This is a genomic window from Pseudorhodobacter sp., from assembly GCF_030452865.1.
Classification (GTDB): domain Bacteria; phylum Pseudomonadota; class Alphaproteobacteria; order Rhodobacterales; family Rhodobacteraceae; genus Pseudorhodobacter.
The window spans coordinates 1-2,243 of record NZ_JAKDLJ010000506.1; the positions used below are offsets into that span (position 1 = coordinate 1).

Consider the following 2,243-nt stretch of genomic DNA (forward strand, 5'->3'; position numbering starts at 1 on the left):
ATTTCAAAGCCCTGTTACTTGATGCGTTGGATACCCCGTCCTATTCGCGGCTAACTCGGCTGGAGCACGAGATGGAGGCGGCGGGAAGCGCCCCCGACCCCTTGTGGAGCAGGCGTTTTCGCGACCATCTTGACATGGTTCAGGACCACACGGTTGAAACCTTGCTGGGAGGCGGCCGCTTGGCGCTGCTCGACAATGATCTGGAAACGATGCGCCGCAACGCCGCCCGCGCCATGGAAATTTACCCCAATGACATGCGCGCCTATGCCTGGCTTGGTCATGCCATGACCTGGGGGCCGGGAGGGCGTGGTGAAAACGACATCAAGGCGATCATCGCCAACTATCGCGCCTCCATTTCCGCAGGCGCGGAAGACGGCTGGCGGACAATCTATGATTTTATACGGTCTTTGGCGTTTCTGGGGCAAACCGAGGAAATCCGCAGCCTGCTGTGCGAACAGCATCAGGCCTTGTTTGTCGGACAGAGGAAACGCAGCGGTTGGCAACGATTCATGGCTGGCGCAGCACTATCGGATCTGGGCTTGGTATTTGGCGGGCTGCGCGATTATCCACGCTCCGGTCTGATCCGCAAATATGCCAGAAATTTTCGGTTGGTGGACAGCATAACAGAGATTCACCCAGGCGAAAAAGTTCTGTTTCTGTCGGAAGGCGGGGTTGGGGATGAGATCCGGTATGCAATCACCTATCCTGCGCTTGCCACGCAATTCCCGGATGCGGTGTTTTCGGTGGATGAACGCATAGCACCGCTTTTTCGGCGATCCTTTCCGGAAGCGGCAGAATTTCTGCCTTTGCCACGCTTCCACCGCAAACGGATAAATCAGGATTTGTTAGACCAGATTTGTGATTTGCCGGATCAGGCCCTGGCGCAGTTCTTTGACAACAACCTCTGGAAAGCAGCAAACAGCGTGGATGTGGTGATGCCCGTGCCGTGCGTAATGCTGGACCTGCGCCCGGATGTCGCCTCGTTCACCCAGGGGCCGCAACCACGTCTGAAGGCCGATATCAACCTGGTTGACGCTTGGCGCAAACGGTTGGACCCCTATTCCGGCACGTTGCTGGTCGGTGTGATTGGCACCAGCCGAATTCTGGAATATCAACGCATCGCCAATTACTTTACGCCTGATCAGTTCGGCGAAATGTACCGTATGCGAGGAGTCACATTTGTCAGCCTCGAATATGAGGAGGATGAGGAACTTGCCGACTATATCCGCACTGAATTTGGAGCCAGTCTTCTGACTTTCCCTGACCTGGACAAGATAGATGATTTCGACGGCGTTCTGGCACTGGCAACGGCGCTTGATTGCGTGGTGGGTGTGAATACCGCGACCATTGAGTTGACAGCGTTTGGCGGCGTCGACACCATCTTCGCCGCCCCCAGCGCGAACCATCGCTGGCGTGATCCGCAGGGGACCGGGCAAGACTTGTTCTTTGACACGATGGAGGTGATCATGTGTGATGATCCGTCCGACAAACCTTTGGTCACGGCGCGCATCGTTAAAAAACTCAGAGAGCGCCTCGACCGCAAAACGGCTCAGAAAAGGACCGCATCATGACCAATATCCCGGTAATAGTTCAGGCACGGATGTCTTCCACCCGATTGCCGGGCAAGGTGCTGATGCCACTATTGGACAAGACCTTTCTGGAACATTGCCTTGACCGTTGTGCGCGTATCGAAGGCATCAGCGAGGTTATCTGCGCCACCACTGACCAACCCGCCTGCGATCCGATTGCGGAACTTTGCGCGCGGCGCGGCTACCGGGTATTTCGCGGCTCGCAAAATGATGTGCTGGGCCGCTATCTGGGGGCCGCACGCGAAGTGGGGGCCGATGCGGTGATGCGCATCACCTCCGATTGCCCGCTGACCGTACCGGAAACCAGCAGCGCCCTGCTGGCCGATTTTCTGACCCATGGCGGCGATCTGGTGACCACCAATATTCCCGGTAGCTGGCCCTTGGGCATGGATAGCGAAATCGTCACGATGGCGGCGCTCGAAGAAGCGGGTCGCGAAGGCCATCTGAAATCCGACCGAGAGCATGTCACGACATTCGTGCGCCGCCGCCCGATGCGCTACACCCTGCGCAACCTGCCCTGTTCGAGGCAAGGCTATGCCCATTGGCGCATCACACTGGATACACCCGCCGATCGGCTCTTTTTTGAAACCCTCGCCCAAGGCTTTCCCGGCGATTTGGCCACTGCCTCTTGGCAGGATATTTTCGCCCATCTCG

At 57.4% G+C, this 2,243-nt stretch carries 2 protein-coding genes; both read left to right on the plus strand.

Going from position 1 to position 2,243, the window contains the following annotated elements:
- Nucleotides 1–1,571 (plus strand): hypothetical protein (locus L0H65_RS18740; protein ID WP_301460714.1); only part of this gene is annotated, 1,571 nt, incomplete at its 5' end.
- On the plus strand, nucleotides 1,568–2,243 hold a 676-nt coding region (locus L0H65_RS18745), incomplete at its 3' end, for a glycosyltransferase family protein (protein ID WP_301460715.1). The genes L0H65_RS18740 and L0H65_RS18745, both read left to right, overlap by 4 nt.